This is a genomic window from Alloyangia pacifica, from assembly GCF_900116195.1.
Taxonomy (GTDB): Bacteria; Pseudomonadota; Alphaproteobacteria; order Rhodobacterales; family Rhodobacteraceae; genus Salipiger; species Salipiger pacificus.
The window spans coordinates 693,379-719,811 of sequence record NZ_FOZW01000001.1 but is presented as its reverse complement, the minus strand read 5'-3'; the positions used below and the strand labels follow the sequence as shown (position 1 = coordinate 719,811).

Sequence of the window (26,433 nt, the reverse complement as noted above, 5' to 3'; positions counted from 1 at the left end):
TGTGCACCACGTGTGCAATTCGGTTTCAGACGTGTGCACGCGAGGGCAGGGCGGTCAGCAGGGGCCGCCCTTCTTGATTGGATGATGCTGCCTGCTGCGTGGCTAAGGCTTGCCCTGTCTCTCTTGGTAGGTCTCGACAAGGAAAGTCGCGACTGCGCCCGCCGTGTTGACTGCGAGGCTGGCGTGTCGAGGCGACGGTCGAACTGGCAACCGCCCGCCGCGACCGTGGGAGTCCGACAGCCGGTTCCGAAGGGTGCCGATGCCGTTCACGAGGTTCATAGCGCCGCCCAAGATTGCCTTGATCGGCTCCTCGGTGTGCTGGTTTGGCGCGAGGTTCAACGCCTTCGCCGCATTGGCGTAAAGCTTGGGCAGTTCATCCTTGTCGGAATACGGCTCGTCGCATTCGTCCAAGATGCGCTTCGTCACGGTTTCCAGCAGGGTGCGCGCCATGGTAATAGCGCCCTCGGGATCAGAATTTCGGCGGTCGATGGCCTTGCTCCACACCGAGTGCACTCCCTCAGCGTCGAACGTCTCCAACGCATCAGATGCAGCCTTGTCTCCGGGTGACCTATGGTAGCCCTCAAGCTGATCCATCAGGGGCGTGAAGGCTTGGCTGATTATCTGTCGCCTCTCGGCGTAACTTCCTGCCTCGTGTTTGATATAAGGCCAGAAGGCATCAAGGTTTCGATAGGCTCGAACAAACGCCGGAAGCAGTTCCCTGATCATCGGTTCCGCCATGAATTTACGACGCAGATGCTCATAAGTGCGATTGTCGTCGGAGCCTCCGGTTGCGGCAGTAATCAGAATCCCCTCCATCATCGCTAGCTGCTCAATCGTCGAATTGGGAATGTCGTCGGGATTAATCATCTTCCAGCCTGAGTAGTTCGATGTGGCACACATGACCTCGCGCGGTCAGCCGCATCAAGAGGGTTTGACACCCATTCTCGGTACCATCTCAGGGTTGCATCGAGGAGGAAATCGACCAGAGTGCGCGCACCCGCGCGAGTTGCGGGCACAGGCAGGCGTAGTTGAGGGTAACGAGTTGTCGGACGATCAATCTGGAAGCTCTGAGAAACGGGCGAGCAGCAGGCTTACGTTCTGGGGTCTATGGGGAACAGCGATCTATATCGCGATCCTGATCGCTGGCATTTGGCTCGGGACGGCAAAGGGCTGGATCACTTGGGGGGTGGTGAAGCCAAACGAGATTGGCGATTTCTTTGCTGGTATACTCGGTCCGCTTGCCATCATCTGGGTTGTCCTCGGGTTCCTCCAACAGGGCAGCGAACTGCGCCTCCAGGTCGCCGAGATGGCGAACTCGGTCGTTCAGCAAAAAGAAATGGTCGGCGTCACCCGCGAAAGCCTTGAACATGCTCGGCAGACAGTGCTCGCGGAGCAAGAGGCGATAAGGAAGAAATACAAGCCAAACTTGCGTGTCAGGCTTCTGGAACTTGGCAAAAGTGGGCCTGTTCGCTATCACTCAGACGGGACTTCCAACTGGAGATTGCGGTTCCAAGTCCATATTCTGAACGCGGGCGAAAAGCTTTCGGATTTAGAAGTTTTGGTTCAGCCCGAACCCTACAAATTCATTCGCAGCAAGGTCACATTGCTGGACGCTTCTCGCGATGAAGGTCTGGATCTCTTTTTTAAAGAGTATGGAGACGAAATGCCGGACAGGATCGAAATTCGGTGCACCAGCGCAGACATGACGCGCTACAAGCTCGTCTATAGGGTTCGGCTTGAGGAGTACCTAGAAGCGTCAGAGGAAGCCATTTTAATCTGATCCTGCCTGCACGAAACGAAGGCGGCCCGCGTGATGCTCGGGTTGCATCGAGGCGGAATTCGACCAGAGTGTGCGCAGCATCGGCAGACGGGTATCAGGTGACGTATGGGTAAGTTCTGGAGGGAGAATTGGCAGGGGGTCTTCTTCGGTGCCGTCGGGTTGGTCCTCCTTGGCTTCAGTTTCTGCCGCCTCTGGCAGGAAGATGTGGCGGGCGGCTCTGCGACCTTCGGCATGGCCTTCCTTTGCTTCATCTACGCCAACCTCTCGCGCTTCAAACGGTTCAAGGGCCTCGGGTTCGAGGCCGAACTTTGGGAAGACAAGCAGAAGGAAGCAGCCGCGCTGATCGACCGCCTGAAAGCGAAGGACGCGATCTATACCGAGCAGATCGTTCGACAAAACATCATGGGCGGGCGCTTGGGTAGTGCATCTTCATGGGAAGACAATTGGCGACTATTTGACCGGCTCGTCGCGGAACACGAAGACCTCGGGCAGGACATCGACTTCTCAGACCTAAAAGCAGACATTGACGCCGTGTTCCTGTTCGATCTGACGAGCTATCCCTACGACCCGCTGCATCGGCAGATTGCGCAGGGAGTTCAGGAGGCCAGCGACTTGATCCAAAAGGAGTTCGGTTCAGCGGTGGAGGACGTCGAGGGGCATCGGAAACGCACCGAACAAGTGAACGCGATCAAGCGCTCTTTCGTTGATAGGTACGAAAGATCGTTAAAGGGCAACGTGGCGCAGGAAATCCTCGACTGGGCCCGTGACGCGCAGGCGGCGCTGCGACGCGACTTTGGGGTCGAGGTCTCGTTTCCGGAGGAAGACATTCAGGAACTTGAGATGCTCGCGGACCTTCGCCGGAAAGGGCCGATCAAGGTGACGCCCAAGCTGCTGGAGATGTCAGAGCGCAAGTCGCACGAGAGGCGCAAGACCGGCGCTCGCTGAAGATGGCAGAGGCCCGCGCGGGCCTCTTGGTCTTCTCACCCCTGAAGCAGAGCGGGCAGGACAAGCGCCCCCGCCCGAGTGGGCCTCTCCTGCCCGTGCACGCATCCGCTGCGGTGCGCCTTGAGCCTACGCCCTGCGAGGGGCGCACGCTAGGGTCAATCGCTTGCCTGTGGCCGGTGCGGGGCGGTACGCTGCCGAGCATGAGCAATCGGTCGAGACCACCCAAGCACGTTCGCGACCGGCAACAACACCGGAGCCACCATGACACATCCCGAAACACCTCATCTCGCGATCCTGCTTGCCAAGGTCGAGCGCATTGTGATGACACGCCCTCAGGGAAGGCGCGCGACCGCCTGAGTGATGACGGCGCTGATATGCGCCGATAGGGCCTGCGCGAGCGCGTCGATGATCGCGTTGCGCTGGCGCAGGAACACGTAAGGCGCGCCGGTGCCGACAACGACCCCTCGGTGATCGGCGCGCACGACGCCGGTGCACAGGTGCCCCGCCAGCTTCGCCCGCGTGCCGCGCCTGACGGCCCAGATCTCGACATCACCGGTTTCGATCAGCGCGAGCAGCCGCATCGTCACGCCAGCGGGCTCGGTTCGCTTGTTCAGTTGCGCCTCGATGCGTGCCGCAGCGTCCTCCAGCCGCGTGATATGGTTCGCCTTGGCGGTAACGCGTGCCCAGTCCTCCGAGCTGCGCGCGCGGCCCTTGGCGATTGCCGCGTCGGCGGCCTTGAGCATCTTGTTCATGGCTTGGCCTGTCCGTCCCTGTAGTTCTGTACTGCCGTCCCGCCCTGCGCGCGCATGAAAAGTGCGACGCCTTCGCGGAGCTTCGTGTCCTGAAACATCCTCGCGTCCTCGCAGTGCTGCAATTCGAACGGCGGCCCCATGTGGGGCGGGATGGCCCCGAGGCGGATTGTCACCGGTACCTTGGTCGTGTCCTGCCCGTGCGCCGTGGCAGCTCCGTGCAGCTTTTCGAGAATAATGGCGAACAGTTCGATGAAAAAGCTGCAACCATAGACGATACAGGCAGCCTTGCGCGCGAGGATATCGTCCTCTGTCGGGATGCGCTCGCGTGTGTCACTCGCGTCGTAGGCACCCCCGAGCTGGAGGAGCGTGTCGATGGTGTCGCCCGCCTGAAGACGGCGGTGAGCGATCCGAGCATAGTGCGCGACGCGTGGCCGGTTCTCCAGCCGGTACCCGTCTTGGTAAGTCACCTCGTCGTCGTAGATGGCGAATGACCTCAGGTCGTGCACGGTGTGATAAGCCGCGAGCATCTCGACCGCCATCTCCTCAGAGGCAAACGTGGTACGCGGGAACTCCTTTGCGAGTTCGATCATTGCTTGCCCTCCTGGACGAGGCGCTCGGCCTCTGTGCGTGCCTTGATGCGCTTCAGCGCGGTGTTGGGATGCAGCAGGTCGTCGAGGCGCTCCGCGGCTTCCCGGACGGCGCTCCGGGCGGCGGATTGCGGCACCAGTTCGTCGAGCCGCCACGTGTTGAACGCTTGGTTGCAGCTATCTCGCAAGGTCTTGGCGAATTTTAGGAAACCGGCGAGGCCGAGGCGCGCCTGCAGCGCCTGAACGCCTGCGACCGCGTGCGCGGCGGCGAGGCTGGGGTCAGGCAGCGCGCTCCGCGCGATCAACTCGACATCTGCGCGTGACAGGTCGCCCGCCTCGACGATTGCGTCCCATTGCTTGGCCTGCAACAGGTCGAGCGCATCGTCGGCGCGCGCCGCAGGCCCGACAGCGGCCAACGCCGCGACCTGCTGGCTCAGTTCGAGGTTCCGAGGATCTGCGATGACGTCACCGACCTCGACGATGACCTCGCCCTCGGTTGCGCTGATCTTGATGCTTACTTCGGCGTCTTTGTACCTCGCGGGCGCGATGCGCTCGACCGCGACGGCAGCGGCCAAAATGTGTCGTGCTTCGTGTTCACTGATTGCGCGGCTCATTTGAACACCCCCGCCGCCCACTGCGGGGCGACGCCCTCGATGATGGTTGCGCGGCGCTGGGTCGTCGGCGCGATGGCCTTGGTGACGGCCGTGAGGTTGGCGGCGGCGACCTTGCGGGCGCTGCCGAGCAGCAGGTGCGCGCCGTCCAGTTCGCGGAGGCGCTTTTCGGTCAGCTCGCGTTCGTCCTTCAGGACTTCGGCAATCGCGTACATGAACGCGCTGTCGTTTCTCTCCATGTCCTCACGGGTCAAAGTCTCTTTTCCGCGGGTCTTCGGTTGAAGCTGTCGGACGTTGCTCATGTTGTGCCTCCGGTGAATAGCGGTTCGGCCCACTGCGGGGCGCGGCCTTCGCTGATGACTGCGCGGCGCTGGGTGACGGGCTCGACGGCGCGGACGACGCTGTCGATGTTCGCTCGTGCGACGGTGCGGCCCGCGCCCAAGAGCGCGCCTTTTCCGTCGATAGCGGCGAGGCGGGCGTCGAGGCGCTCGTCGGCGAGGTCGCGTTCTTTGTATAGAGCTTTCGACAACACGTAGAGAAAGGCGTCCTGTGCGGCGGTGACGTCTTCCCGCAGGGCAGGTAACTTTCTATCGGCCCATTTCTTTGGGTCGGCCCGTCGCTTGGCCCTGATTTCCTTCATGGCCTTCTCGTAGCGCGCATCGCGCTCCGCTTCCTTCGATGCGGTCATGCCCATACCTCCGAGATGGTGGATTTCAGCTCCTGCCGCTGGCGGTCGCGACGGGCCATCTTCTGCCGCTCGCGGGATGCGGTCTTGTCGTCGAGCCAAGCCGCAGCAGCGGCTGCTTTCCCCGCGAGCGGCTGGCCCTCGCAGAGGTCGGCGAGGTCTGGCGGCAAGTCGTAGGCAGCGACGGTAGCGCGCTGCTTCACAGGCGCGCGAGACAGGCCGATGACGGAAGCTTCCTGCAGCAGGCCCGCCAGCTTCTCGGCGCGGCCCTTGGCGGTCTGGGCGTCTTTCTCCAGTTCGGCGGCGGTGTCGTTCAACTGCTCGACCGCCTCATCGAGTTCGCGGAAATCGCCGTCCGGAACGGCGGCTTTGACCGAGGCGTAAGCGGCGTGCGCCTGAAGGCAGGCGTGCAACAGCGGGCTGTTCCCGCGAGGCGCTTCGCTCTTGCTCAGGATGGCGGAGGCTTCGCGGAGTTCGCGGGCGATGTTGGAGGTCTGGCGGATGACGCTGGTGACCTGCTGCTGCATCTCGTGCAGTTCGGCGAGGTGTCCGGCGATGGCGGACGGGGCGCAGGTTCGGAGGGTTTCGAGGCGGGCGCGGGCAGCGTCACGCGCCTTGTCGGCCAGCTCTGAGGTGATCCGGCGGGAGCAGCGTATCAGCGCGCCTCCGAGTTGGATTTCGGCGGGCCTCAGGACGATTGCGAACATGGCGTCTCCTTACGCTGCTGCGCGCGAGGGCCGATCCGCCGCGCCCCTAGAGCCTGCGCGGCCGGTCCCCGGCAGGCAAGAGAAAACCCGCGTCCAGGATACGAAAAGTCATTTAGTGCCAGTACGTTACTGGCAGAGTGCTAGCGCGGTACTATCAGTTCAGGAGCGCGACCATCAGCCCGCCTCCGAGGATGCCGCCGACCATACCTAGGCCGAGCGCCAGCAGCAGATCGGCGTGGCGCATGTCGATTTCGATGCGCGGCTCCTGAGGCTCGGGCAGCATGATCTGGATCAGCGAGCGCTCGACGCCGTCGCCCGCCTCGGGCTGCTCGGTGGCGGCGCGTCTGCGGCTCTCGAAATCAATGGGGTCGTCGGTCATGTCGTTCTGTGGATGGTGTAGTTCGCCCTCATGGAGCGGTCGAGGCTGCCGTTCCTGATCAGCGCCATGACCCGCTTCTCCATGAAAGTGTCGACCTTGTGCTGCCCGACGTCGCCGCCAGAAGGACGTTCCTTAGCAGCACAGTACTAGAGCAAAGTATTGCGCCCAGAACGATCAACGCCAGTTGGCAAACTGCGAACAAAACACCTAGAACAGCGTCCGTACTGCACTTTCAATTGGTAGGCGTAATGACAACTGTATTGGACTCCGATCGAGCTCTCGACGATGAAAAAGCGGATCAGTTTGGCTTCGTGGGAATGGCGAAACGTCTTGCGCCATCGGTGATCGAAGCGTCGAAGGGTGACGGACTGGTCATTGGGTTGGAGGGGCGATGGGGGTCTGGCAAGACATCTCTGCTGAATTTCCTTCGCACGGAGCTTGTTGGTTCTGAGGTAAACGGAATCCATACTATTACAATTGCGCCGTGGCTGAACGGTGATACCTCGTCAATGGTCGCCTCTTTACTCGGGCCAATGTCGGAAATTCTGGAAAGAGAGGAAAAGAAGCTCGTAGAGCGCAAAGGCAAGCACAGTCAAGAGGTGGCGGGCAAGATGTCTGAGGTCGGACAAATGCTTCGACAGTACGGCCCCAAGACTGCGCGAAGAATTGCTTCAGTCGCTAGTTTTGCGGGGTATGTGGTGCCGGGCGCTAAGGTCGCAGGCGATATCTTGAATGCTGGTGTAGACGCTGCCGAAAACTTCCTTCCAGAAGGCCCAACCCCATCGGAAATGAAGCGAAAGATATCAGAGAAGATTCAAGAGCTTGATGTTTCCTTTATTGTAATATTGGACGACCTTGATCGACTGGAGCCGAAGCAGGCGGTCGAAGTTGTCAGGTTGGTTCGCTCGGTGGCTGACTTTCCACGTGTCGCATATTTGATGTGCTATGATCGTGAGGTCTTAGCGCAGGCTTTGAAGACCGGCTTGAAAGTTGAGGATGGCGATCTCTTTCTCCAGAAGATCGTGCAATTGACATTTAAGATACCACTTCCTGAGCCGTTTGATCTCCGTAATCAGTTTTTGACCGAAGCGAAAAAGATATACAAGGAGGCGACGAATGAGGATGCTGATAGAGAACTTCTGAGCGATCTCAAGGGAGCTGTAGAGCGAGAGGGATTCAGCTTGACGACGCCAAGAGAAGTTAAACTTGCGCTTAACAGTGTTAGGTTTGTATTTCCGCAGATCAGCGATGAAGTGTATTTTCCGGATTTTTGCCGCCTTCACCTCATCAAGACCACAAATTACCCCCTATATCGGTGGCTAGAAGAGTATCTTTCCGTGAGGGCGGGCTTGATCAATGACGGTGCTGCAGTCCCCGTTGACGAGAAAACGCGTCTTGGTGAAGAGCTGAAAGACATCCTGCCATCACAAGGGATAGGGTCATCACGCTCAATATGGAGGCTTAGGCGCTTCATTCCTGGATTGCAAGACGTAGATACCCCCAGAAAATGCGTCTTTAATTCGACAAGTTCGGCCGAAATTTCAAAGATGATCGAGCTGAAGAGGCTTGGCAGCCCCCTCCATCACAGGTTTTATTTCGCGCTCACAGGGCCGAAGACAGTGATGCCAGATGAGGAATTTAGCGAACTTCTCGATCTCGCTCGTGATAACTCTCAATTGTTGGGTGAGCGTTTCAGCGCTGCAGTCGATAGGCGTCAAAACTCCGGAAGAACTTGGTTTGAGCACATTCTGGACAGGTTGGACGATGCCGTTATATCTAAGCTAGACAAAAAGCAGTTATCAGGAATCCTCGTCGCGCTTTCAAATATGATGGATGTCGCGTTGAAGGAGGATGGCGAGTATTTTGTGTTCTCTATTGGGTTAGACCGAAAGGCTGAAAAACTCGCTAAGAGTTGCCTTCGGGCGTTGGCTTCCCTTGATCGGAGACTCCAGTCCGAAGCTGTCTTGAGTATGGCTGCCGAAGGGCGGGCTCTTAACTGGTTGATTGGACGATTCTTCAGGAGTCAACTTTTCCGTCACGGTAGATTTGGAGGCGATGCCGATACGCCAGAGCAGTGGGAAATATCGGATGAACTCCTTGATGAAGTTATCGGTGTTATAAGGGGTAGATTAGAAGAGAAAAATACAATTGACCTCATTCCATATATGCCGGAAATGTCAAGTTTCCTCTTTGCCTGGATGAACTTCTCCGGTGACGCTCCAGCCATTGCATGGGTTCGAAATTTCTGTGGAACTGATGAAGGTTTTCTACATGTTCTGGAGCATCTTCGAGGATGGTCGATAAGCGACAAGATATATTACCCTCTTCATGAAGAGGAAGTCAGCCATTTCTTAGATTGGGACAAGACCTGCGACAGGCTTAAGGAAATGAGGGGCGGAGAGTTCAGCGAAAAAGTTCAAGAGTTGGAACTTGCAATTCAGCAGGGCATGAACTGATCGCAGCGAAAGGTGCAAAGTGCGTATCAGGATGATCGTCGTCTACCTCCGAGAGTGAGCCTTATGCGTGCCACCAAGGCAATGCGGATCCAGCGGTCGATGTCGCCCGGAGCCTCGTGGAGGTTGCCCGTGATCATCAGCTAAGCCTCCGCGCGCCGGTGGCTTCCCACATCGCCTGGAACGTCACGTTGTCGATGTCCTCGCACGCGGCGAGGTCGCGGAGATCGTCGAGCAGTTCGTTCCCCGCCTGCGCGAGGCGTTTGTTCTCCGCGCTGTCAGCGCCCTTGAGGCGCTCGACCTCTGCACCCTTGCGGGCGATGGCTCGGAGCGCCTGCAGGCCCCTCTGGAGCGTCTCCAGCGCCATGCGGTCGATCTCGGCCTCGGTGAGCGGTGCGGTCATCGGTTCGCCTGCTCCTGCTCGGCGAGGTACTGTGCCGCCGGAGACGCCGAGCGCACGCGGAACGGCCCGTTCCACACCTCGACCTGCAGTCCGAGGGGCGTGTCGAAGAGGCGGAACTGATAGGGCGTGCGGAGGCGTTCCAGGGCGCGTTTGGCTTCGTGGTAGGTCATGCCTCCACTCTGCCCGCTGTTGGCGAAATTATCCAGTAAAATAAAGTACTTGCACAGTGATAGCACTCTGCTAGCTGATGCGCCTGAAGGCGGGTCAGGCGGCGCGCTGGTTGCGGTGCAGGGCTGCCGTGATGAATCCGCGCGCCACCCGTTCGGGCAGCGATCGCGCGGGCACGCCGAACAGTTCGGCCCACTCGCGGGCCGTCTGTGCGTCGTCTTCCTTTAAGCATCTGGCGATGGCGGCGGCGATCATGATCAGCAGGTCGTCAATGTAGACGGGTCGCTCGCGGGCCTCGATGCAGACCGTCAGGTCGGCGAGGACATCGTCGGGCAGTCGGCGCAGCAGGCTCGGCGCGTCCCGACCCGCCGCGCGGATCATCCCGAGCAGCCCGTCCGTGGTCAGCTCGCGGATTTGGTTTTCGATGGATCGCATGTGCGGCGCTCCTTCTCGCGGCGGAGGAGTTCGAGGATCTCGGCGTCGGTCATGCCAGCAGCGCCCCGCTGCCGTTCCACTTCGAATTGTCGGGACCGAAGCCTGCGGCCGCGCGGATGGCCTTGCTCTTGCCCTTGCCGAACAGGTCGCCGCGCAGCCCGAGCGCCAGACAGTTGGCGACGTATGCGCCCTCTGCCTGCCGCGCCGCCCGTGACGCCCGGATCAGGTCGCCGATATTGTCGCCGGGTTTCACCTCAAGCGCGCGCAGGGCGACCATCGTTTCCCGCCATGTCGCCGCTTCGACGAAGCTCTGCGCTGCAGCCATGCAGGTGCCTAGGTCGGTCGGCAATAGGCCCCGTGTCAGGTCAACGGACCGCGCAAGCTGGCGGAACAGTCGCCAGACGTCATCAGGGACGATCTCATGACTGTATCCGGGCGGCAGGCTGGGCCAGTCGCGCTTGTCGTCGTCTGCGAACTGGGGTTGTAGGCGGTTGGGGCTCATCGGCAGGGTATCCCGTCTGTTGTCCCGCGATGGTACCCAAGAAACCGGCGGATACGCCAGCTAAATGTCGTCAGCATTTGACTGTAAGCCTTTGATATTGCTGGGTAATGCAAGTGCCTGGACACGCTCGGATTTTAGTTCAAGCGTTTACGAAATTTTCGAGACCCCCGTGCGGTGCGGACCCCCCAACCCCCCAAATTCTGACGAGGCCCCCCCATGGTCGGGGGTTACGGCCCACCCGTCCCGCAGGCGTGCGCAGAGGCGCAGAGGAGCGCGAGGAGACGCAAGGTCGAGGCGGGTCGAGGGGGTGGCAGGGGGTGGGGTGTAGGGGCGCTGGTGCGGCGCTGCTGGCGCAGCAGGCGGGCGGTGCTGGCAGGGCTGGCTCGTGGTTCCCGTGCCGTGCCGACAGCCTCGGCGTCGGGGCGGTGCTGACTGTAGCGTGTGACACTGGCGCGGTGCGCGCTCGTGGTTCCTGTGCCGTGCTGACGCTGGTGCTTCCCGTCCCGCCAGCACCGCCTGCATGCCAGCCCGCTGGAGGAGAACAAACCATGATTGTCGATTGTCGGTTGGAATTCACCTACTGAGCGTACAGACACTAATAGTGCAAGCACAGTACAAGTACTTTTTTCCCTACAAATAACTTCTCAATTTGAACCGACAATCGACAATCTTTAATAACACTCTGATACTCTTTCATAATTTCGTGAAAAGATTGTCGGTTGGGTAAAAGATTGTCGGCCGACAATCCGGGTATTCTGTCAAGTTCGGAAGTTCGATCTGTCAAGTTTGGAAGTTCGGAAGGGATTCCAAGCGCAGGATTGTCGGTTGGGGCAGGGATTGTCGGTAGGCGCTACCGACAATCTTTGCGGTGCTCACGGGCGGGATGTATGGGGGTGCTGACGGCCCATGCGGGCGGGACGCAGGAGCGGCTCGGGTCCGCTCCCGCGTGGGGCCTTACTCGTCGTGCAGCGGGATGACCTTGCCGTCACCCTTCATGCGCGGGCGGCTCTGCTCCAGCAGCGCGGCGTCGTTCATCTTGAGGGCTTCGTTCAGCCGCTGCTCGTCCTCTTTCGAGCGGCGACCCCGACCATTGCCGATGATCCGACCCCAGATCTTGAGGTCGGCGTGCGGGCTCATCCACATCTCGAACATGCTCCGTGTACCTCCGTCCGGCAGCTTGTCGGCGAGGAAGCCATCGCGCAGCAACGGGGAATCCCTGTGCCGCTTCTCCCGCTTTTCGTGGTCCGGCGCATGGTGGACAGCGAGCCGTCGCAGCGCGTTCTTCGTGGAGGCGTCAAGCCCGTCCAGCTTCAAGCCTCGCAGCACCAGCTCCGCAGCGGCGTAAAGCTGCGGCAGCACATAGACCGCACCCGGAAGGTACACGGGTTCGCCTTCCTTCGGCATCACGGCGCGTTGGAACAGTTCCTCGACGCTGCCGATCTGGGAAATCCCGCTGGTCATCATCCGCAGCGTCGCGTCGTTCCGGTGCGGCTCGGCGTATGCCTCCTCGGCGGTTTCCCACGTCCGCCTCATGCAAAACTCCGCTGTCGCTGCGAGGAACTCCCAGTTTCCTCCGGCCTCGCGCAGGCTCTTGCGCAGCGTGTCGGGAACTTGCGTGTTGTCGATGACCAGCACACGGCGGTCGGTCGGCGGCAGTTCGAGGGCGTGCGGGAAGTTGGTTGCCGCCATGATGGTACAGGTCGCAGGGGCCTTGACCGCGCGGGCGTTCTTGTCGGCCGCGCGGATGATCTTGTCCTCGCCGGGATCGACGATGTCGCGCATCAGGCCCTGCCGCTGCTGCCTCGCGCTCACTTGACGCTTGCTGATGCCCTCGCCTCCGTCGCTCGGGCTGATCTCGTGCACGAACCCGACCATGTTCTCGGTGCGCCAGAGATTGAACCGGCTGTCGGCGTGGTTCGGGTCGAAGACTTCAGCCCCGAGTCCGGTGACGTTGCCAGCCCCGAACAGTGCGGTGAGAAACCCGAACAGGGTTCCTCGGCCTGTGCCTTCCTCCGGCGAGCAGAACAGGACCATCGGCAGGATTGCCTTGGGGCGTTTCAGCTTCCAGCCGATCCACTTGACGACATACTCGCGGTCAGTGTCGTCGGGGATGAGCGCCTCTAGGTAAGCCTCGAACAGCGTGGCGTCGTCGTCACTGCACTCGAACTCTGGATCCTCCTCGCGGCGAACTCCGGTCATCAGCACCCAATCGGGAACGTCTACCGTGTTCAGGACGGCCCCGACGCCGGATAGGCGGGCAATCGGAACCGGCAGGTCGAACCGGTGCACGGTGCCCATGATCTCCTTGCCGCGCGACAGTTGCTCCCAGAGTTCCGGCATGGCTGTCGGCTTGTTCCTGTCGATGCCGTCACGGGGCGGGAACCTCGGAATGCTGCCGTCCTCCGTGAAGTCGAACGTACCTAGGCGCATAGTGCCGCCATCGAGCAGGCGAGCGAGCCCTACGCCCTTCAGGTGACCAGCCTTGTCGCTGGGGCGCGTGATGTCGATGGCGACCTCATTGCTGCCGGAGGCGGTCAGGTCGATGCGGAACCGCCAGAGCGCGAGTTCGAGCATCTTGAACTGCGCGAGCGCCAGAGCGTCACGATCCTCGGTATACACGTTGTCGCGGATGTACTCGGCGAACAGGTCCATCTCGACGGTTTCGTTCGGGTCGTCGCTGGTGACGAGGCCACGGCAGCGCGCCAACAGCGTGAACGTGGTCAATCCGTCCTTGGTGAGTTCGAACTTCATTTCAGGCTCCAGACCCTGCGGATACAGGGTGTTGCGTCACGGAACCCGGAAACGTAGAGTGCTTGTGCAAGGCACTTCTACGTCGCGATGGTCCCGCGACTAGATTCGAGGGTCGAGGTTCGCGCCTCGGCCCTCATTCGTTTCAGGATGTGGAAAACCCAACACCCCAGCGAACCACCATTCGGGACCGCCCTGTCTAGGGCTCATTCAAGACAGGGCGGCTGAGCCCCTATGGTGGGTGCGGTGTTGATGCCTTCAGCGTAGCGCGCGGCCGAGGCCGTCGGCAAGAGCCGATCATCTCAGAACAGGCTCGGGAACCGCGCCTCGGCGGCGGCGATGCCCTCGGCCTCGGCGACCGCGACATAGGCGCGCTGGTCGTCGCCCATCTCGCGCTCGCCTAGGAACGTCGCGAAGGTCGCTCCCGCGATGACCTTCTCGCGGAGGACGGTGACCGCGCCGCCTGCGATCCACAGACCGTGCGGCGCGGGCACGCCGAACGACAGGTCGCAATCGTCGAGCCGGAGCGACCGGACGAACGGGTCGCCGAGCAGCACCCGCAGCACCTCCGCGTCGAGTTTCCCGAGCAGGTCGTCGCGAGGGTCGCCCGCGCCGCCGCGCTCGATGAACCGCTCGACGGCGTGCCTCGTGAGGCTCAGGACGAACTCCGCCTCGCGCCGCTCCCGCGGGTACAGGACGGTCGCGTCGTAGTGCAAGGCATCGACCGCGAAGGCCCTGCCTCGGTGCTCGACCTCCGCGTCACGGCAGGCGGCCCGCCGGACGATTTCGATGCGGGGCGACTTCATGCTGCCCGCGACCAGTGCGTGTACGATCGCCTTGTCGCGGCGGAGGCGCTTCACGCGCCTCCCCATGGCGACGATGCTGTTCCCGCCCTTGCCGCGCAGGCACTCCATACTCGGCGGGTTCTGCGCCAGCGCCCGCGCCTGCTGGATCGCCCGTAGCGCCAGCCCTGCGCTCAAGTGAGCGCAGGCGGCCTGTGCCGACACCTCCGTCATGCCAGCCCCTCGGCGCGTTCCAGGATGTCCGCCTCGCGCTCGGCGAGCGCCTTCTGCAGTTCCCGGACGGACCCTCCGGCGATGTCCGAGACGTCGGCGACCCGCAGCCGCCCCTTGCGCCCCTCATCGAGTAGGAGCCACAACCAGTTGCGGTGGTAGATGACGGAGGCCCGCCCGTCGTACTTGGCCCGCAGGCGCTCGTTCAGCGGCTCAAGGGCGCGGTCAAACATGTGCTGTCGCATGTCGTCATCCTTTCGTCAGGCAAGCCGGTACCGCGCGCCCGAGGGCGGCTCAGAGGTCCGGCAATGTTGGGGTAGGGGGTCTTAGAGCAGGGCGCGCGCGGTCGCCCTGCGGCGGCGGTGGGCGGCATTCTCTATGCGCTCAGCCGTGATCATTTCGACGATGTCGTCGCTCTTGTAGAAGATCGCGCTCCCGACCTTGTAGAAGGGCGGCAGGTCGCCACGGGCGCGCTTCGTCTGCGCCGTGCCAATGTCCCAGCCGAGCAGTTCGGCGACCTCCTGCTCGGTCAGCAGTCCAGCGTCGGTCAGCATCTTCGCGACGGTCGCGCTGTGGCGCGGGCGCGGGATAGCTTGGATCAACTTCTCAAGTTGCGCTTCCACGTGGGCGGGAAGACGGATCGTGCCTTCCTTGAGTTCTTGCATCGCTGCCTCCTGTTTCCGTTCGTGGACTCAGGTTGGCAGGATCATTTTGGGCAGAGAATGCTGCTGCCCAACTTTCTCTGTTGGTCTTCAGGTAGTTTCGTATCGTGTCCACCGCTGGCGGGGTCAAACCGGCCTTGGCCCACTGGGTGTGAACCCTCCGAGCGGCGCGACTGACGTTGGTCTCGTCCGCGCAGTGCTTGCGGGCCAGCAATAGGGCGTATTCGCGGCGGACCTTCGCTGCTTTGGCGTTCGGGCCTCCCGAGCCTTCGCCGTATTTGACGGCACGGGCGTGATGCTCCTCCCGCTTGGCGTTGAGGACGCACAGGGCGGCGTTCGCTTCGATCCAATCGTCCGTCCGACCGTCCTCCTGTGGGATGCTACCCCACCAGAGTTCAACGAACGCGTGGATGTCTTCGGCGACGTCGAACGGGTCTAAGTGTGCTTCCTGCGCCTGCTCGGCATTTCGCCGCAGCGCCTCGCGGTCCTTGCGATCCATCAGGCGCGCTCCGCGAGGGCGGCATGAACGTCCGCAGCCCCAAGCTGCGTATAACGCTTCAAATGTTTCCAGTCCCTATGCCCGCTCACCACGGCGACAAGTTCAATCCCGAGACCGGCGCGGAACAGCGAGGTGACGGCGAGGTGCCGCAGGTCGTGGAAGTGCAGATCCGCAATGCCCAGCTTCGCGACGGCACGGGTGAAGGCGGCGCTGGCGCTGCGGCTTTCATAGGGAAAGATGCGCCCTTTCTCGCGGTCGCCCGCGTGCTTGACCGCCAGATCGAACGCAGCCCCGACCAGCGGAACAGTCTGGTCGTTGCGCGCCTTGCGCTTGGGGTCTTTGCGCTCGCGGATGATGACGGTTCGCGCCTCGCGGTCGAAGTCTTCGATGCGGATGCGGCAAATCTCCGACAGGCGCATGGCGCTTGCCGCGCCGAACTTGGTGATGTCGCCCATCGGAATTCCTTGACGCGGGTTGCCGTCGAAGTAGGCCACCAATGCCGCCAATTCGTCATCGGTCGGGATGCGGTCGCGCTCGGCGCTGCGGGTGTCGATGCGCGCCGCCGTCAGGTCGCCACGGGCCTCCGCTGCCAGCTTCTCATTGATGTCCAGCTTCTTGACCCTGCGGCCCCACTTCAGCACCGCTGACAGGGCGCTGAGGTCGCCTGCCAGCGTCGCGCCTGTGATACCGTCCTTGCGGCGCTTCTCGACGAACTCGGCGAGGTGCACGGCGTCGAGGTGCTTCAGCTTAACCTTGCCCAACGCGCCGCCCTTGATCCGGTTCAGCGTCGCCTTGGTCGTCCGGCCCGTCTCGACCTGTTCGAGGTATGCGCCCATCAGGTCGCCGAAGGTCAGCCCAGCGCTGGAGATGGTGCCCGCTTGTCCACCCTGACCGATGGCCCGCTCGATGTCCGCAGCCCATGCCTTCGCATCGGCCTTGCGGTCGAAGCTGCGGGCCTTGTATATACCCTGCTTCCGAACCTGTGCCCGGTACTTGCCGGAGGGCAGCTTGGAGATCGTCGCCATGGTGTGCAGTTCCTGTGCTCGCTACTGTCAAAGAATATCTAGGGTTTATACAATGTCTGTGCAATCTATGTGCAAATCACTTCAGAATTTGCCCGAAGATTGCGACACGAGACGCGGAGTTGAGATGGAAAGCCACTTGAAATCAGGGTCTTCCGATGTTTCGAAGGCCGCCCGCCTGTCCGTGGCTCCGATGATGGACTGGACCGACCGGCATTGCCGCTACCTGCATCGTGTCCTGTCGCGGCAGACGCTGCTCTATACAGAGATGGTGACCTCTCCGGCGCTGGTGCGCGGCGGCGCGCTGCATCTTCTGAAGCACGATCCTTCGGAACATCCGGTCGCGCTTCAGCTTGGCGGGTCGGACCCGGTGGAGCTGGCGCAGGCCGCGAAGCTCGGGGCCGAGGCGGGTTATGACGAGATCAACCTCAACTGTGGATGCCCCTCGGACCGGGTGCAATCGGGCACCTTCGGGGCGGTGCTGATGAAGCATCCGCAGCTGGTTGCAGACTGCGTGGCCGCCATGCGCGAGTCCGTGGATGTCGAGGTGACGGTGAAATGCCGCATCGGTGTCGACGAGCAGGAGCCGCGCGAGGTGCTGCCGGAGTTCCTCGACAAGGTCGCAGCGGCGGGGTGCGAGCGGGTGACCATCCACGCCCGCAAGGCCTGGCTGCAGGGGCTCAGCCCCAAGGAAAACCGTGACATCCCGCCGCTCGACTACGAGCTGGTGCACGAGATGAAGGCGGCCTTTCCGCAGCTGCATGTGTCGATCAACGGCGGGGTGCAGAGCCTCGACGAGGCCGAGGCGCATCTGGCGCGCGGGCTCGACGGGGTGATGATCGGGCGTTCGGCCTATCACACTCCGTGGGATGTGCTGGCCGAGGCGGATGCGCGGATCTACGGCAGCGACCGCGAGACGGTGTCACCCGATGAGGCGGTTGCCGCGATGGTGCCCTACATCGAACGCCACATCGCCGAAGGCGGCCGTCTGCACCAGGTGACCCGCCACATGCTGGGGCTCTTCGCGGGCCGTCCGGGCGCGCGGAAATGGCGGCAGGTGCTGTCGGAGAAAGCCTCGCGCGACGGGGCGGGGACCGAGGTGCTGGACGAGGCGCTGGGGCGGATGCGCGAGGCGGCCTGAGCGCGTCTCAGCCGCCGCGGTTGATCCGCCCTGCGCGCCCGCCGCGGCGCTGGCGCAGCAGCGCCTTGCGCTCGGGCAGGGCGTCTATGATGGTCCGCCGCTCTTCGGGCGTGTAGCCGGACCATCCGGCGATCTCGTCCAACGTGCGCAGGCAGCCGGTGCAGAGCCCGCTCTCGCGGTGCACCACGCAGATGTTCACGCAGGGGGTCTCAATCGGGGCGCTCATCAACCGGCCCGCAGGTGCCGCAGCCGGTCGAGCGCGCCCTGAAGGATGAAGCTCGCGGCCACGTGGTCGATCAGTTCCGCGCGCTTCTTGCGCGAAGTATCGGCCTCGAGCAGCGCGCGCTCGGCGGCAACGGTCGACAGGCGCTCGTCCCAGAAACCGATCGGCCCGTCCCAGAGGTTCGAAAGGTTGCGGGCGAAGGCGCGGGTGGATTGCGCGCGCGGCCCCTCTGAGCCGTCCATGTTGCGCGGCAATCCGAGAATGATCCCGCCGACCTCGCGATCTTTGACGATCTTCAGCAATGCCTCGGCATCGAGGGTGAATTTCTTGCGCTTGATGGTCTCGATCGGCGTCGCCACGGAGAGCAGCCGGTCCGAGAGCGCCACGCCGATGGTCTTGGTGCCGAGGTCGAGCCCGGCGATGGCGCGCATTGGCGGCAGGGCGGCGGCGAAATCGGTGATGTCTTCGTGGATCATCGGATTGGTCCTCTGGGCTGCTGCGCCGTCCCTAGCGCAGGCGCGGGCGCGAGGGAAGGGCGTGGCGCTGCGCCGCCAGCGCGGCTTGTACCGATGGTGCATCCATGGCGACGCTTCGGCCAGCTCACCCCCTGCGTATTTGGAAAGAGAAGAAGGGCCGGGCGACCGCAAGGCGCGCACCGCCCGGCGGCGCTTCAGTCGGTGGCCAGCCCGGCGCGCGCGGCCCCTTCGCGGACGGTGGCCAGCGCCTCGGGACGGGTGGCGAAGACCTGCTGCGCCTCGGTCCAGATCGCCGCGGCGCGGTCGGTCTGGCCCAGGACTCCGAGCGCGGTCAGCAACCGGGCCCATTCGTCGGGGCTGCCACCCTGGCTCGCGAGCCGTTCGGAGAGGTTGTCGACCATGCCCTGGATCATCGCCTGGCGGTCCTCTTCGGACATCTCGGAGGCGGCCTCGACATCGGCGCTGCTCGGACCCGGCAGGGCCATCTGCCCGTCGCCCGCAGGCGCGGCGCTGGCGATCTGCGGCAGGGTGTAGTCGTTCACCCCGGCGCGGCGCGCAAGCTCGGGCAGCTGGTCGGCGATGGCGGGAATCCAAGGGTCGCCGGCCGCGCTGTCACGCAGCAGGGTGTCCCAGATGCGGAAGGCGGAGTCGGGCCGGCCGGTCTGCGCCATCATCAATCCGCCGTAGTAGCGCGCGACACCATTGTGCGGGTCGCGCTGCATCACCTCGTCGAGCACCGTCTCGGCCTCGGGCGAGACGTAGCCACCGGCGGCGAGCACCAGCATGTCGGCGAGATCGGCGTAGTCTGAGGCGGTGGCCTCGGCGCCGCGCAGTTCGATCACCCGGCGCTGCGCCGCATAGGCGGCTCGGAAGTTGCCGAGCGCCGCCTCGGAGCGTGCCAGCAGCGCCTGTCCCTGCAGATCGTCCGGGCGGGTTTCCACGGCAGCGCGCAGCTTGGTGACGAGCTGGGTGTATTCCTCGGGCGCGTCCGCCGACGGTGTCTCGGGGATGGCGGCCTCGGCCTCGGCCTGGGCGGGGCGGGTGCTGCGCAGCTCCTCTGCGGCCTCGATACGGGTGCCGAGCGACAGATCGCCGTAGCCCGGCGCGCCGAGCTGCAGGTAGAGCGCGTAGCTGCCGCCGAGCAGCACCAGCAGAACCAGCGCTGCGGCGGCGCGGCGCGGTCCCTTGCCCGAGGCGGTGGTGCCGCCCTGATGCGCGCGGCTGTCGGCGGCAAGGATGCGGCGCGAAACCTCGGTCCGCAACCGCTCGGCCTCGGCCGCGCCGATGGTGCCGCGGGCACGGTCGCGGTCGATCTCGGAGAGCTGGTCGCGATAAACCTTGAGGTCCGAGGACTCGGCGCCGGCAATCTCGGCACGGCCCCGCAGCAGCGCCAAAAGCAGCGGCGCGGAGACGGCCAGCACGGCCAGCACGGTCACGATCCAGAATGTTGTCATTAAAACTCTCCCGTTCTCGCCATTGTGTATCCGGGAGGGGCGCGGGACAAAAGGGTGAAGCGGCGCGGCATTTGGCCCCCTCGCAGGGCCGTGATCCGTCGTAGGGCCGCCGCCCCGGCGGGATTTCTGCCGATCAGGCAGGATGTTGGCGGGGGGATGGTTGCAGCCCGCTTCGGCTCGTGCAGGTATCGGGTTACCCTAGGGGATCACAACAGCGGATTCGAACACCATGAAACGCTATTCGGTTTTTGCCATCGCCCGCGAGGCGGCACGCTATCACACCGGCTGGGCGCGTGCCTGGCGCAAACCCGAGCCCAAGCGGCGCTATCAGGTGGTGATCATCGGCGCGGGCGGCCACGGGCTTGCCACCGCCTATTACCTCGGCAAGAATTTCGGCATCACCGATGTGGCGATCCTCGAGAAGGGCTGGCTCGGCGGCGGCAACACCGGGCGCAACACCACGATCATCCGCTCGAACTACCTGCAGGACCCGTCTGCGGCGATCTACGAGAAGGCGCGCTCTCTCTATGAGGGCCTGAGCCAGGACCTGAACTACAACGTCATGTTCTCTCCCCGCGGCGTGCTGATGCTGGCGCAGACCGAGCACGAGCTGCGCGGCTACCAGCGCACGGTGCACGCCAACCGCCTGCAGGGCATCGAGACCGAGATGATCGGCCCGCGCGAGGTCAAGCGGCTCTGCCCGATCATGAACATCGACGGGCCGCGCTACCCGGTGCTGGGGGCGCTCTGGCAGGCGCGCGGCGGCACGGCGCGGCACGACGCCGTGGCCTGGGGCTACGCCCGGGCCTGTTCGGACATGGGCATGGACATCATCCAGACCTGCGAGGTCACCGGCATCCGTTCCGAGGGCGGCAGGGTGACCGGGGTCAGCACCACGAAGGGCGAGATCGATTGCGACAAGCTCGGTGTTGTCGTGGCCGGCCATTCGGGCGTGCTGGCCGAGAAGGCGGGCTTCCGGCTGCCGATCGAATCCGTCGCGCTGCAGGCGCTGGTGTCCGAGCCGATCAAACCCTGCATGGACGTGGTTGTCATGGCCAACACGGTGCACGGCTACATGAGCCAGTCCGACAAGGGCGAGATGGTGATCGGCGGCGGCACCGACGGTTTCGTCAACTACACCCAGCGCGGCTCCTTCCAGCACATCGAGGAGACCGTGCGGGCGCTGACCGAGACCTTCCCGATGATCTCGCGGCTCAAGATGCTGCGGCAATGGGGGGGCATTGTCGATGTGACCGGCGACCGCTCGCCGATCCTCTCGAAAACGCCGCTGGAGAACTGCTTCGTCAACTGCGGCTGGGGTACCGGCGGCTTCAAGGCGATCCCCGGTTCGGGCTGGGGCTTTGCCGAGCTGATGGCCAAGGGCCATTCGCCGCTCACCGCCGAGTTCGGCCTCGAGCGGTTCCGCGAGGGCCGCTTCATCGACGAGAGCGTCGCGGCGGGGGTGGCGCATTGACCGCGCGGCCCCCCCGATCCGGCCACTCAGTGTCGGGTGGTGCCGCGGGGCAGGGTCACCGGCAGCGGGCCGGCCAGCTCCATGAGCCCGGCGTGCGCGCCATGGCCGTCGTTGCAGGGCGGGCGCCAGCTCTGGATGAACTCCTGCGCGACCGCCTGCCGGTCCTCGGGGCGCGACAGGGCCACGGCGCCGATGGTGTCGAAGCCGAGCGCCTCGGCGCGGGCCCATGCGCCTCCGGGCAGCTTGTCGCGCTCCAGCTGCGCACCGAGCGCGCAGGTCGCGCCGACATAGAGGATCTGGGCCTGCACGGCGCGCCCTTCGGGCAGGCGCAGCAGCATGTAGACGGCCCCTTCCTCCGCAAGCTCGGTGTCGGAGGTGAACAGCTCCACCGGGTAGCGTCGTCCGCGATGGCTGGTCAGGGTCAGGGTCAGAAGTCTGCTCATGGGGCCTCCTTTTTATGCCGGGTCCTGTCGGGAGTCGTGGGACCGGGGTTTGGGCCGGGGTTTCTCGGCGGTTCGGCAAAGATAGGTCCGGAACGGGGGCATCCATTGACCTGCGTCCGGCGAGGGGTGAATTTCCCGTGTAATCGTCACCCATGCCGCGAAATGAGGCGCCTTGCGCGGGATCCTGCCCTATCCATGGGCGGAAAATGGAGCATTGTAACGCCGTCGCGGAACGCCGGGACGGCAGGACGCGTTCTCTTCCCAGTTCCGAAATGTACTGGAGGAGACTCATGTCCGATTACACCACCGACACCCGACCGCCGCGCGAGCCGCTTCGCGACCCCCAACCCGTGCGCGCCCACACGACGACAACCACGACCACCACGAAGAGCGGTGCCGGTGCCGGCATGGCCTTCATCCTCGGCATCGTCGTTGTCGTGCTTGCCGTGCTGGCCTGGGCCGTCTTTGGCGGCGGCGACACCGAGACCGCTCCGGCGGCCGATGACGTCAACGTCACGATCCAGGACGGAAGCGCCCCTGCCGCGACCGCCCCTGAAGCGACCGCCCCCGCCGACACCGCACCGGCAGAGCAGGCCGCTCCTGCCGAGACCGCTCCGGAAGCCGCTCCCGAGGCAGCCCCGGCTGATGGCGCAGCAACCGGCGAGACCACTGGCGAGACGACCGGCGGCAACTGATCCGCGCCCCGGCGCACTCCAGCCTCTTGCAAGGCCCGGCCCCGCTCTGGCGGCCGGGCCTTTTGCGTGCCGCATTGCCATGCACTCAATTTCCCCCATTCGAAACGGAGAGGTCCCATGCTGATCCTCACCTGTCCCTGCTGCGGCATCGACGCCGCAGAGATCGAGCTTGCCCCGGGTGGCGAGGCCCATCTGAAACGCTTCGGTCCGGGCAGCGGCGACGCCGAGTTCGAGAACTACCTGTTCAACCGGCACGCCGCGAAGGGCCCGGTGCTGGAGCGCTGGCGCCATGCCTATGGCTGCGGCAAGTGGTTCCTCGCGGCGCGCGACAGCGTGACCATGGAGGTCTACGGCACCTACAGCGCGCGCCTGCCCGAACCGCCCGAGGATGTGCTCGCCCGCATCCGTGCCCGCCATCCGGGCTGGGAGGTGCCCGCATGAGCCTTCTTCTCTTTGCAAATACGCCCGCGCAAGTCTCTGCCACCGGCACCGCCGGGCGCCCGAACACGAGGTCCAGCAGATGAGCACGCGACTGGCCAGCGGCGGCCGTTTTCTCGACCGCTCCAACAAGATCCGCTTCACCTTCGATGGCGTCTCGATGAGCGCCCATCCTGGCGACACGCTCGCTTCGGCGCTGCTCGCCAACGACCGGCTGCTGGTGGGGCGGAGCTTCAAGTACCACCGCCCGCGCGGCGTCGTCGCCTCGGGGGCTGAGGAGCCGAACGCGCTGGTCGGGCTTGGTACCGGCCCGCGCTTCGAGCCGAACCAGCGCGCCACCACCACCGAGCTTTTCGACGGGCTCACCGCCGAGAGCCAGAACCGCTGGCCGAGCCTCGATCGGGACCTCGGCGCGGTGAATGCGGCGCTCTCGCGCTTCCTGCCGGCGGGCTTCTACTACAAGACCTTCCTCTGGCCGCGCGCCTTCTGGAAGCATCTCTACGAGCCGTTCATCCGCCGCGCCGCGGGCCTCGGCAAGGCGCCGCATCCGGAAAGCCGGGATTCCGACACCTATGAGCATTTCCACGCGCATGTGGACGTTCTGGTGGTCGGCGGCGGAGTTGCCGGGCTGATGGCCGCCAAGGTCGCGGCGGCAAGTGGCGCCCAGGTGCTGCTGATCGAGCAGACGGCCCACTGGGGTGGCCGTGCGCCCGTGGACGGGGGCACGATCGACGGTCTGGCACCGGAGGCCTGGGTCGCGCAAACCCTGTCCGAACTCGACGCGCTGCCCAACCTGCGCCGCGTCGCGCGCTGCATGGGCGCGGCGGTGCAGGACCACGGCTACGTGCTGGGCTACGAGCGGCTGACCGACCACGCGCCGGGCAGCATCGGCCCGCGCCACCGGCTCTGGCGCATCCGCGCGAAGCAGATCATCACCGCCACCGGCGCCATCGAGCGTCCGCTGAGCTTTGCCGGCAACGATGTGCCCGGGGTGATGCTGGCCTCGGCCATGCGCGATTACGTGGTCAACTATGGCGTGACACCGGGCCAGCGCGCTGTGCTGGTCACCAACAATGACGATGCCTATCGCACGGCGCTGGTGCTGCACGAGGCGGGAGTCGAGGTGGTGCGCGTTCTCGATGCGCGCCCCATGGGGGGCGGCAAGCTCATGGAAATGGTGCGTGAAAAGGGGATCCGGGTCGACCCGGGCCGCGCCATTGCCAAGGTCAGCGGCGGAAAACGCGTCGCCACGGTGCACAGCTGTCTTGCGGATGGCGAGGGTAACGTGCTCGAGGACATTCCCTGCGACACGGTGGCCATGTCTGGGGGCTGGTCGCCGGTGGTGCACCTATGGTCGCACTGCGGCGGCAAGCTGCGCTGGGACGATGGCGCGGCTTTCTTCCGCCCCGATCCCGAACGCGCACCAACTGGCTTCGACGGGCAGCCAATGGTTATTCCGGCAGGCGCGGCGAACGGTGATATGACGTTGAGGAATGTTCTGGAAGATGCCGTAAAGTCAGGAGAAAATGCGGCTCTTAAAGTTGGGCGTGAAGTTGTCCGGATTGTGGCGCCTCTCGGTGAGGAGGCCGCGGAGGCCGCGCTCATGCCGCTGTGGATCGTGCCCACCAAGGCGACACCGGATCTGCGCATGAAGGCCTTCCTCGACTACCAGAACGACGTCAAGGTCTCGGACCTGCAACTTGCCGCCCGCGAGGGCTACGAGAGCGTCGAACATGCCAAGCGCTACACCACGCTCGGCATGGCGACAGATCAGGGTAAGCTGAGCAATATCAACGGTCTTGCCGTTCTATCTGATGCGCTGGATGAGGCCATTCCGCAGGTCGGCACCACCACCTTCCGTCCGCCTTACACGCCGGTCTCCTTCGGCGCGATTACCGGCGAGGCGCGGGGAGAGCTGTTCCAGCCGCTGCGCCGCACGCCGATGGACGCCTGGCACGACGCCAATGGCGCGCAGTGGGAGCCGGTGGGGCATTGGCGCAGGCCTTATTGCTACCGCCGTCCCGGCGAGACCACCGAGATGGCGGTGAACCGAGAGATCCTCGCCACCCGCCAGAGCCTCGGGCTGCTCGACGCCTCGACGCTGGGCAAGATCGTGGTGAAGGGGCCCGATGCGGGCAAGTTCCTCGACATGCTCTACACCAACATGATGAGCACGCTGCCGATCGGGAAATGCCGCTACGGGCTGATGTGCAGCGAGAACGGGTTCCTGATCGACGATGGCGTGGTGGTCCGGCTGGCCGCGGATACCTGGCTTTGCCACACCACCACCGGGGGCGCCGATCACATCCATGCCCACATGGAAGATTGGCTTCAATGTGAATGGTTTGACTGGCGAGTCTACACCGCCAACGTAACCGAGCAATACGCACAGGTGGCGGTGGTCGGCCCTGAGGCCCGCAAGCTGCTGGAAAAGCTCGGCGGCATGGACGTCTCGAAGGAGGCGCTGCCCTTCATGACCTTTGCCGAGGGCACGCTTGGCGGCTTCCCGGCGAGGGTCCACCGCATCTCCTTCTCGGGCGAGCTGAGTTACGAGGTGGCGGTTCCGGCGCATATGGGCCGGGCGTTCTGGGGCAAGCTGCTGGAACTCGGGGCCGAGTGGGACGTCACGCCCTATGGCACCGAGGCGCTGCACGTGATGCGCGCCGAGAAGGGCTTCATCATGATCGGCGACGAGACCGACGGCACGGTGATCCCGCAGGACCTCAATCTCGGCTGGGCGATCTCGAAGAAGAAGGAAGACTTCCTCGGCAAGCGCGCGCAGGAACGGCTGCACATGGCCGATCCCAGGCGCTGGAAGCTGGTAGGGCTGGAGACGTCCGACGGTGGCGTGCTTCCCACCGGCGCGCTCGCCGTTGCGCCGGGCAAGAACGCCAACGGCCAGCGCAACACGCAGGGGCGGGTCACCTCCTCCTATTTCTCGCCGACGCTGGGGCGCGGCATCGCCATGGCGCTGGTGCTCGACGGCCCGCAGCGCATGGGCGAGGAGCTGACCTTCACCACCGACGATTACGATCCCGCCGACGAGGCGAAAACCACGCTCACGGCGAAGATCGTGAGCCCGGTGTTCTACGATCCCGAGGGGGCCAGGAACGATGTCTGAGACCATTCAAGAACCGGTCAGCCCGCTGATGGGGGCCGTGGCCGAGGGCGCGCTGACGGTGCGAGAGCTGGGGCCGACGGGCATGATCTCGCTGCGGGGCGAGTTGTCCGACCCCGCGTTCGCCGGACCGGTGACCGCGCTGGCTGGTTGCCCGATGCCAGACACCTGGACAGTGAGCGGCACGGGCGCGCGCGCCCTGCTGTGGATGTCGCCGGACGAGCTGCTGATGCTGCTGCCCTACGGCGAGGCGCGGGAGGCCGCGCCAAGGCTTCAGGCCGAGCTCGACGGGCAGGGCCTGCATGCGCTGGTGCAGGACGTGTCGGACATGCGGGTGCGGTTGCAGCTGCAGGGCCCGCATATGCGCGAAGCGCTGGCGCGGCTGAGCCCGGCGGACGTGTCGCCGGGCGCTTTCCGGCCGGGGAGCCTGCGGCGCACGCGCATTGCCCAGGCTGCTGCGGCGATCCGGCTCGTCTCGGAAGAGGAGGCGGAGGTTTTCTGCTTCCGTTCGGTGGCCGACTATGCCTTTCGGCTGCTCGGCGGCGCGGCCAGAAATGCGCCCGATTTCGGATATTTCTGAGCTGCTTCTCATTGCACCCGGGCGCTGGCCCCCGTAGCGT

Annotated in this window: 31 protein-coding genes; 9 read left to right on the top strand and 22 right to left on the bottom strand. The window is 64.2% G+C overall.

The window, feature by feature from the left end; translation table 11 throughout:
- Window positions 1–102: 102 nt before the first annotated feature.
- Complete coding sequence (locus BM397_RS03540) at window positions 103–867, bottom strand: abortive infection family protein (protein ID WP_092421883.1); 765 nt, start codon at window positions 865–867, stop codon at window positions 103–105.
- Between the two features lie 31 nt (window positions 868–898).
- Here BM397_RS03540 and BM397_RS03535 point away from each other — a divergent pair, with 31 nt between their 5' ends.
- Together BM397_RS03535 and BM397_RS03530 are read left to right on the top strand one after the other, a co-directional pair.
- Entirely contained in the window at window positions 899–1,780 is an 882-nt protein-coding gene (locus BM397_RS03535) for a hypothetical protein (RefSeq protein ID WP_143015346.1), read from the top strand.
- 105 nt (window positions 1,781–1,885) lie between these two features.
- A complete protein-coding gene (locus tag BM397_RS03530) occupies window positions 1,886–2,725 on the top strand; it encodes a hypothetical protein (protein ID WP_092421877.1) in 840 nt (279 codons plus the stop codon).
- A gap of 332 nt (window positions 2,726–3,057) precedes the next feature.
- Here BM397_RS03530 and BM397_RS03525 read toward each other — a convergent pair whose 3' ends face one another.
- The 7 genes from BM397_RS03525 to BM397_RS03495 form a co-directional block, all read right to left on the bottom strand.
- Window positions 3,058–3,477, bottom strand: a complete 420-nt coding sequence (locus BM397_RS03525; protein ID WP_092421874.1) for a hypothetical protein — start codon at window positions 3,475–3,477, stop codon at window positions 3,058–3,060.
- Window positions 3,474–4,067 (bottom strand): hypothetical protein, encoded by a 594-nt coding sequence (locus tag BM397_RS03520; RefSeq protein WP_092421871.1) that lies wholly within the window; start codon window positions 4,065–4,067, stop codon window positions 3,474–3,476. Before BM397_RS03520 ends, BM397_RS03525 begins: the two co-directional genes overlap by 4 nt.
- Window positions 4,064–4,678, bottom strand: a complete 615-nt coding sequence (locus tag BM397_RS03515; RefSeq protein ID WP_143015345.1) for a hypothetical protein — start codon at window positions 4,676–4,678, stop codon at window positions 4,064–4,066. Before BM397_RS03515 ends, BM397_RS03520 begins: the two co-directional genes overlap by 4 nt.
- The gene (locus BM397_RS03510; protein ID WP_143015344.1) at window positions 4,675–4,977 is read right to left on the bottom strand and encodes a hypothetical protein; all 303 of its coding nucleotides are present in this window, start codon (window positions 4,975–4,977) and stop codon (window positions 4,675–4,677) included. Before BM397_RS03510 ends, BM397_RS03515 begins: the two co-directional genes overlap by 4 nt.
- Window positions 4,974–5,363 (bottom strand): hypothetical protein, encoded by a 390-nt coding sequence (locus BM397_RS03505; RefSeq protein ID WP_092421861.1) that lies wholly within the window; start codon window positions 5,361–5,363, stop codon window positions 4,974–4,976. The genes BM397_RS03510 and BM397_RS03505 overlap by 4 nt, the downstream gene beginning before the upstream one ends.
- A complete protein-coding gene (locus BM397_RS03500) occupies window positions 5,360–6,067 on the bottom strand; it encodes a hypothetical protein (RefSeq protein ID WP_092421858.1) in 708 nt (235 codons plus the stop codon). The genes BM397_RS03505 and BM397_RS03500 overlap by 4 nt, the downstream gene beginning before the upstream one ends.
- Window positions 6,068–6,221: 154 nt before the next feature.
- Entirely contained in the window at window positions 6,222–6,446 is a 225-nt protein-coding gene (locus BM397_RS03495; protein ID WP_092421855.1) for a hypothetical protein, read from the bottom strand.
- A gap of 248 nt (window positions 6,447–6,694) precedes the next feature.
- Here BM397_RS03495 and BM397_RS03490 point away from each other — a divergent pair, with 248 nt between their 5' ends.
- Window positions 6,695–8,902, top strand: coding sequence for a KAP family P-loop NTPase fold protein (locus tag BM397_RS03490; RefSeq protein ID WP_092421852.1), 2,208 nt, complete (start codon window positions 6,695–6,697; stop codon window positions 8,900–8,902).
- 136 nt (window positions 8,903–9,038) lie between these two features.
- Here BM397_RS03490 and BM397_RS03485 read toward each other — a convergent pair whose 3' ends face one another.
- The 10 genes from BM397_RS03485 to BM397_RS03450 form a co-directional block, all read right to left on the bottom strand.
- The gene (locus tag BM397_RS03485) at window positions 9,039–9,302 is read right to left on the bottom strand and encodes a hypothetical protein (protein WP_092421849.1); all 264 of its coding nucleotides are present in this window, start codon (window positions 9,300–9,302) and stop codon (window positions 9,039–9,041) included.
- Entirely contained in the window at window positions 9,299–9,472 is a 174-nt protein-coding gene (locus BM397_RS29235; protein ID WP_176806531.1) for a hypothetical protein, read from the bottom strand. The genes BM397_RS03485 and BM397_RS29235 overlap by 4 nt, the downstream gene beginning before the upstream one ends.
- A gap of 94 nt (window positions 9,473–9,566) precedes the next feature.
- Window positions 9,567–9,905 (bottom strand): hypothetical protein, encoded by a 339-nt coding sequence (locus BM397_RS03480; protein WP_092421846.1) that lies wholly within the window; start codon window positions 9,903–9,905, stop codon window positions 9,567–9,569.
- A 49-nt stretch (window positions 9,906–9,954) separates the two neighbouring features.
- The gene (locus BM397_RS03475) at window positions 9,955–10,407 is read right to left on the bottom strand and encodes a hypothetical protein (protein WP_092421843.1); all 453 of its coding nucleotides are present in this window, start codon (window positions 10,405–10,407) and stop codon (window positions 9,955–9,957) included.
- 954 nt (window positions 10,408–11,361) lie between these two features.
- A complete protein-coding gene (locus BM397_RS03470) occupies window positions 11,362–13,158 on the bottom strand; it encodes a primase-helicase family protein (RefSeq protein WP_092421840.1) in 1,797 nt (598 codons plus the stop codon).
- A 299-nt stretch (window positions 13,159–13,457) separates the two neighbouring features.
- The gene (locus tag BM397_RS03465) at window positions 13,458–14,171 is read right to left on the bottom strand and encodes a hypothetical protein (RefSeq protein WP_092421837.1); all 714 of its coding nucleotides are present in this window, start codon (window positions 14,169–14,171) and stop codon (window positions 13,458–13,460) included.
- The gene (locus tag BM397_RS03460; RefSeq protein WP_092421834.1) at window positions 14,168–14,413 is read right to left on the bottom strand and encodes a hypothetical protein; all 246 of its coding nucleotides are present in this window, start codon (window positions 14,411–14,413) and stop codon (window positions 14,168–14,170) included. Before BM397_RS03460 ends, BM397_RS03465 begins: the two co-directional genes overlap by 4 nt.
- 81 nt (window positions 14,414–14,494) lie before the next feature.
- A complete protein-coding gene (locus BM397_RS03455; RefSeq protein ID WP_092421831.1) occupies window positions 14,495–14,833 on the bottom strand; it encodes a helix-turn-helix domain-containing protein in 339 nt (112 codons plus the stop codon).
- Window positions 14,775–15,329 (bottom strand): hypothetical protein, encoded by a 555-nt coding sequence (locus BM397_RS28890; RefSeq protein WP_143015343.1) that lies wholly within the window; start codon window positions 15,327–15,329, stop codon window positions 14,775–14,777. Before BM397_RS28890 ends, BM397_RS03455 begins: the two co-directional genes overlap by 59 nt.
- On the bottom strand, window positions 15,329–16,354 hold the full coding sequence (locus BM397_RS03450; protein WP_092421828.1) for a tyrosine-type recombinase/integrase: 1,026 nt from the start codon (window positions 16,352–16,354) through the stop codon (window positions 15,329–15,331). The genes BM397_RS28890 and BM397_RS03450 overlap by 1 nt, the downstream gene beginning before the upstream one ends.
- Window positions 16,355–16,478: 124 nt before the next feature.
- Here BM397_RS03450 and dusA point away from each other — a divergent pair, with 124 nt between their 5' ends.
- Window positions 16,479–17,492, top strand: coding sequence for a tRNA dihydrouridine(20/20a) synthase DusA (gene dusA, locus BM397_RS03445; protein WP_092421825.1), 1,014 nt, complete (start codon window positions 16,479–16,481; stop codon window positions 17,490–17,492).
- Between the two features lie 7 nt (window positions 17,493–17,499).
- On the opposite strand, the gene BM397_RS03440 is transcribed toward dusA, so the two are convergent.
- The 3 genes from BM397_RS03440 to ccmI all read right to left on the bottom strand — a co-directional run bounded on the left by BM397_RS03440 (window position 17,500) and on the right by ccmI (window position 19,645).
- A complete protein-coding gene (locus BM397_RS03440) occupies window positions 17,500–17,718 on the bottom strand; it encodes a DUF1289 domain-containing protein (protein ID WP_092421822.1) in 219 nt (72 codons plus the stop codon).
- Window positions 17,718–18,191: a Holliday junction resolvase RuvX gene (gene ruvX / locus BM397_RS03435; RefSeq protein WP_092421819.1), complete on the bottom strand. Its 474-nt coding sequence runs from the start codon at window positions 18,189–18,191 to the stop codon at window positions 17,718–17,720. Before ruvX ends, BM397_RS03440 begins: the two co-directional genes overlap by 1 nt.
- Window positions 18,192–18,385: 194 nt before the next feature.
- Entirely contained in the window at window positions 18,386–19,645 is a 1,260-nt protein-coding gene (ccmI, locus tag BM397_RS03430; RefSeq protein WP_092421816.1) for a c-type cytochrome biogenesis protein CcmI, read from the bottom strand.
- 229 nt (window positions 19,646–19,874) lie between these two features.
- On the opposite strand from ccmI, the gene BM397_RS03425 reads away from it, so the two are divergent.
- Window positions 19,875–21,119: a sarcosine oxidase subunit beta family protein gene (locus tag BM397_RS03425; RefSeq protein ID WP_092421814.1), complete on the top strand. Its 1,245-nt coding sequence runs from the start codon at window positions 19,875–19,877 to the stop codon at window positions 21,117–21,119.
- 26 nt (window positions 21,120–21,145) lie between these two features.
- Here BM397_RS03425 and BM397_RS03420 read toward each other — a convergent pair whose 3' ends face one another.
- A complete protein-coding gene (locus BM397_RS03420) occupies window positions 21,146–21,562 on the bottom strand; it encodes a hypothetical protein (RefSeq protein ID WP_092421811.1) in 417 nt (138 codons plus the stop codon).
- 290 nt (window positions 21,563–21,852) lie between these two features.
- Between BM397_RS03420 and BM397_RS29230 the strand changes: the two genes are divergently transcribed.
- The 4 genes from BM397_RS29230 (at window position 21,853) to BM397_RS03400 (ending at window position 26,393) form a co-directional block, all read left to right on the top strand.
- Window positions 21,853–22,257, top strand: coding sequence for a hypothetical protein (locus tag BM397_RS29230; RefSeq protein ID WP_092421808.1), 405 nt, complete (start codon window positions 21,853–21,855; stop codon window positions 22,255–22,257).
- Between the two features lie 117 nt (window positions 22,258–22,374).
- On the top strand, window positions 22,375–22,698 hold the full coding sequence (locus BM397_RS03410) for a sarcosine oxidase subunit delta (protein WP_092421805.1): 324 nt from the start codon (window positions 22,375–22,377) through the stop codon (window positions 22,696–22,698).
- 79 nt (window positions 22,699–22,777) lie between these two features.
- Window positions 22,778–25,816 carry a sarcosine oxidase subunit alpha family protein gene (locus BM397_RS03405; RefSeq protein WP_092421802.1) on the top strand — a complete coding sequence of 1,013 codons (3,039 nt, stop codon included), beginning with the start codon at window positions 22,778–22,780 and terminating at the stop codon, window positions 25,814–25,816.
- A complete protein-coding gene (locus BM397_RS03400) occupies window positions 25,809–26,393 on the top strand; it encodes a sarcosine oxidase subunit gamma (RefSeq protein ID WP_092421799.1) in 585 nt (194 codons plus the stop codon). Before BM397_RS03405 ends, BM397_RS03400 begins: the two co-directional genes overlap by 8 nt.
- The last annotated feature ends 40 nt before the right edge of the window (window positions 26,394–26,433 follow it).